General features: G+C 60.7%; 6 protein-coding genes. All 6 read left to right on the top strand.

The window, feature by feature from the left end:
- Positions 1–774: DNA-processing protein DprA (gene dprA / locus A3754_RS18115; RefSeq protein ID WP_063520817.1), on the top strand; the 774-nt coding region annotated here is incomplete at its 5' end.
- Positions 775–838: 64 nt separating this feature from the next.
- Positions 839–1,387: an L-threonylcarbamoyladenylate synthase gene (locus A3754_RS18110; RefSeq protein ID WP_063520816.1), complete on the top strand. Its 549-nt coding sequence runs from the start codon at positions 839–841 to the stop codon at positions 1,385–1,387.
- 29 nt (positions 1,388–1,416) lie between these two features.
- Positions 1,417–2,325 (top strand): oxygen-dependent coproporphyrinogen oxidase, encoded by a 909-nt coding sequence (gene hemF, locus A3754_RS18105; RefSeq protein ID WP_063520818.1) that lies wholly within the window; start codon positions 1,417–1,419, stop codon positions 2,323–2,325.
- A complete protein-coding gene (gene aroE / locus A3754_RS18100) occupies positions 2,322–3,158 on the top strand; it encodes a shikimate dehydrogenase (protein ID WP_063520815.1) in 837 nt (278 codons plus the stop codon). Before hemF ends, aroE begins: the two co-directional genes overlap by 4 nt.
- Positions 3,159–3,164: 6 nt before the next feature.
- A complete protein-coding gene (locus A3754_RS18095) occupies positions 3,165–3,611 on the top strand; it encodes an ion channel (RefSeq protein ID WP_231880685.1) in 447 nt (148 codons plus the stop codon).
- A gap of 61 nt (positions 3,612–3,672) precedes the next feature.
- Positions 3,673–4,299, top strand: a 627-nt coding sequence (locus A3754_RS18090; protein ID WP_156497069.1) for a lipid A deacylase LpxR family protein, incomplete at its 3' end; no start/stop codon positions are given.

Genomic DNA, 4,299 nt, shown 5'->3' with positions numbered 1-4,299 from the left:
GTGCGCGGCAGCGTGGAAGCATTAAATGCGCCTTCGCTGGCCATGGTGGGGGCGCGCAATGCCTCTGCGGACGGCCTCGACAACAGCCGCCGCTTTGCCCGCCAGCTGGCTGGTAGTGGCTTTGTCATTGTCAGTGGCCTGGCGCTGGGCATTGATGCGGCCGCTCATCGCGGTGCGGTGAGTGCCGGGCGCACGGTGGCGGTCATGGGCAGTGGCCCGGATTGTATCTACCCGCCCCGCCATGGCCTGCTGGCCAGCCAGATTGTGGAGAACGGCGGGGCGCTGGTATCGGAATTTGCACCGGGCGCGCGCCCGCTGCCGGCTCAATTTCCCATGCGTAATCGCATTATCAGTGGGCTCAGCCTGGCCACCATTGTGGTGGAGGCAGCCATCAAGAGTGGGTCGCTGATCACTGCACGGACGGCGCTGTCCCAGGGGCGTGAAGTGTTTGCGATTCCGGGCGGTATCCATAATCCACTCAGCAAGGGTTGCCACCAGTTGTTGCGCGATGGCGCCAACTGGCTGGAGTCCGTGGACGATATTTTTCAGGCCTTTGGGGATTTCCAGCGTAGCGTGGAAGCCAGTGGCATTCGTTGCGACCCGCCGGCGCTGCTTGCCCACCTGACCAGTGGCCTGAACTCGCTGGATGCGTTGCAGGAGCGTACCGGGATGCCCATGCCCGAGCTGGCCGGGCAGCTGGCGGATCTGGAGCTGGAGGGCTGGGTAGAACGGGTGGCGGGGGGCTATCTGAAACGCCAGACCAGCGATGTCTGATCGGCAGACTTGAGTCGCCGGGCCGTGCAGGGTAATTTGCCGCTTTTGCTTTCAGGGCGTCGTCATGGACCAGCATCTGCTCAGCGCGGCACAGATTATTCAGGCGGGCGGGGTAATCGCCTACCCTACGGAGTCCGTCTACGGCCTTGGCTGCGACCCGTTCAACCAGGACGCGGTGATGCAGCTGCTGGCCATCAAGCAGCGGCCGGTGAGCAAAGGGCTGATTCTGATTGGTGAAACCCTGGCGCAGCTGGCGCCGTATCTGCGCCTGAACGACCAGCAGGCGGCCCGGTTGCAGCAGCAATGGCCGGCGCCGGTGACCTATCTGGTTGAGGCCAATGAACATCTGCCCGGCTGGGTGCGCGGGAAGCATCGCAAGGTGGCGGTGCGCGTGCCGGACCATCCGCTGGCTCGCCAGCTGTGCCGGTTGGCCGGGCAGCCGATCATTTCCACCAGCGCCAACATCAGCGGCCGCCCGGCAGCGCGCAATCGCTATCAGGTGGCCCGGCAGCTGGGCGATCAACTCGACTTTATTGTCAGCGGCGCCTGTGACCGGGCGAGCAAACCCTCTACCATTATTGATCTGGAAAGCGGGCGCATTTTGCGCCCGTGAACACACCGACCGCATCCGGGGAAAGCACCATGTCAGAGGTTTCACTGCAGGCGGTGAAAGACTACCTGCTGGATCTGCAGGACCGTATCTGCGAGGCACTGGGCGCCGAAGATGGCTCCGCCACCTTCCGTGAAGACAGCTGGGAGCGCGAACAGGGTGGCGGCGGCCGTAGCCGGGTGCTGGAAAATGGCGCGGTGATCGAAAAAGGCGGGGTCAATTTTTCCCATGTGTTTGGCGATCAGTTGCCGCCCTCTGCCACGGCAGCCCGTCCCGAATTGGCCGGGCGCAGCTTTCAGGCCATGGGCGTGTCGCTGGTGATCCACCCGAAAAATCCCTATGCACCGACCAGCCACGCCAACGTGCGTTTTTTCGTGGCGGAAAAAGACGGTGAAGACCCGGTGTGGTGGTTTGGCGGCGGCTTCGATCTGACACCCTACTATGGTTTTGAAGAAGACGTTGTGCATTGGCACCAGACGGCCCGCGACGCCTGTGAACCGTTCGGTAGCGAGATCTACCCGGAATTCAAAGCCTGGTGTGATGACTACTTTTATCTCAAGCACCGGGATGAGCCCCGTGGTGTGGGCGGCTTGTTCTTTGACGATCTGAACCGCTTTGATTTCGACACCAGCTTTGCCCTGATGCGCAGTGTGGGCGATGCCTATGTGCCCGCCTATCAGCCGATCCTGGCGCGCCGTAAAGACCACGATTATGGCGAGCGCGAGCGTCAGTTCCAGCTGTACCGTCGCGGCCGCTATGTGGAGTTCAATCTGGTTTACGACCGCGGCACGATTTTTGGTCTGCAATCCGGTGGACGTACCGAGTCCATCCTGATGTCACTGCCGCCGCTGGTGCGATGGGACTACGATTACCACCCCGAGCCAGGCAGTGCCGAGATTGAGCTTTACCAGAAATTTTTGATTCACCGGGAGTGGGTATGACGGCTGAGAAAACCGCGTTAGAGGCTGGGTTATATTGTGTTTTTGGCAATCCAGTGAGTCATTCCCGCTCGCCGGATATTCACCATGCGTTTGCCGCTCAGCGTAGCGACGCTGTGCAGTATGAAAAGCGTGAAGCGCCGTTGGATGATTTTGCCGGCGCGGTTCAGGCTTTTCGGAATGCCGGCGGGTTGGGCGCCAATGTCACGGTACCCTTCAAAGAACAGGCTTTTGCATTGTGCGATGCCATCACCGAGCGAGCCGACCAGGCCGGTGCAGTGAATACCCTGTGGTGGGATGGCGAGCAGTTGCACGGCGATAACACCGATGGCGCCGGGCTGGTGAAAGATATCTGCGACAATCAGGGCTGGAGCATCCGTAAAAAACGGGTGCTGATCCTGGGCGCAGGCGGGGCAGTACGCGGTGTGCTGGGGCCGTTGCTGGCGGAAGAGCCCACCTTGTTGCGCATTGCCAACCGAAGCAAAGAGAAAGCGGAAACGCTGGCCGCCAACGTGATGAAAGGCGAAGGGCCGCCGGTGTTGGGCGGCGGCCTGGATAATCTCATGGGCCAGTTCGATCTGGTCATCAATGCCATCTCCGCCGGTTTGCAAGGCGAGATGCCCGCGCTGCCGGATGGCTTGTTGGCAGAGGGCGCGGTGGCTTATGACATGGTCTATGGCAATGAGCCGACACCGTTCCTGCGCTGGGCAAAGCAGCAAGGCGCGGCGGCCACGGCGGACGGGCTGGGTATGCTTGTTGAACAGGCTGCCGAAGCCTTTGAGATCTGGCGTGGCTGGCGCCCGGATACGGCCCCTGTCATGGCCTCGTTGCGCTAGCCTGCCATGAGCGATGGCGCGGTAATGTACGAAGTGGTGTATGCCTCCGTGGTCAGCCTGGCCATGGTGCTGACCACGGTGACCCTGCATTACTGGACGCTGGCGGGGCTGTCTGGCCTGCTTAAACGTTGGCCGGATTTTCGGGGTGAAATCCTGGTGGTTGTTATCGCCATGTTCGCGGCCCATATGGTGGAAATCAGCCTCTATGCCTGGGTGTACCTGCTGCTGGATGTGGGGGACACCGCCATGGGTATTGGTGGGGCGGTGAACGGCAGCTTTCTTGACCACCTGTATTTTTCTGCCGCTTGCTATACCTCTCTGGGGCTGGGGGATCTGTTCCCGGTGGGTACCCTGCGTTTGATTGCCGGGGTGCAAGCGCTGAATGGTTTGATACTGATAACCTGGTCTGCGTCGTTTGCGTTTCTGGTGATGCAGCGCCGCTGGCGTTTTTAATCACGTTTCGACGGTATCGTACGTGCTCGGGGCTCTTGAGCCCGTTATCACTGGGTGAAGTATGTCCCTGCGTTTTGTTCTGTTATTAAGCGTTTATTTACCGCTGCCGGTGCTGGCTTCCACGCTGGGTTTCTCCTGGGANAACGACCTGTTCGTCGGTGCTGATGGGCAGTACACCAATGGTGTGCGAATTAGCTGGGTGGGCGATGCCCATGACCATTGCGACAGTAATGGCAGTGTTACCTGTGGTCTGGCGGGCGTGTTGTCACCCTTGCCGGGTATCAGCCTGGATGATGAGAAACATGCCCTGACGCTGAGTCTGGAACAGGTCATGATCACCCCGGGCGATATCAGCCAAAGCGCCCCCAATTACGCGGACTTGCCCTATGCGGGATACAGCAGTCTGGAGATGGGTTTGTTCAGCTGGAACGGCGACAGCCTGTTTGGTTACGGCGTGCGTCTGGGTGTGGTCGGCCCGGAGTCCGGGGCGGAGCAAAGCCAGAAACTGGTCCACAAGGTAACCGGCTCCACCGAACCGCAGGGCTGGGATAACCAGCTGGGAACAGACCTGATCGGTGGTGCTTACTTTATTAACGCCCGCCGCTTTCACCAGTTCCAATGGGACGCGGGATTTCAGGGCGAGCTGGGGTATGCCTGGGGCGTGGATGCCAACAACTTCCATGGGACG

It is taken from the genome of Alcanivorax sp. HI0083, assembly GCF_001635175.1.
Note: the sequence above shows the minus strand (reverse complement) of the source record. Positions and strands in the feature narration are given on the sequence as shown.

Bases quoted from the DNA above. Each gene is read 5' to 3' on its own strand.
- A3754_RS18110 (WP_063520816.1), top strand. From the start codon at position 839: ATGGACCAGCATCTGCTCAGCGCGGCACAGATTATTCAGGCGGGCGGG.
- hemF (WP_063520818.1), top strand. From the start codon at position 1,417: ATGTCAGAGGTTTCACTGCAGGCGGTGAAAGACTACCTGCTGGATCTG.
- aroE (WP_063520815.1), top strand. From the start codon at position 2,322: ATGACGGCTGAGAAAACCGCGTTAGAGGCTGGGTTATATTGTGTTTTT.
- A3754_RS18095 (WP_231880685.1), top strand. From the start codon at position 3,165: ATGAGCGATGGCGCGGTAATGTACGAAGTGGTGTATGCCTCCGTGGTC.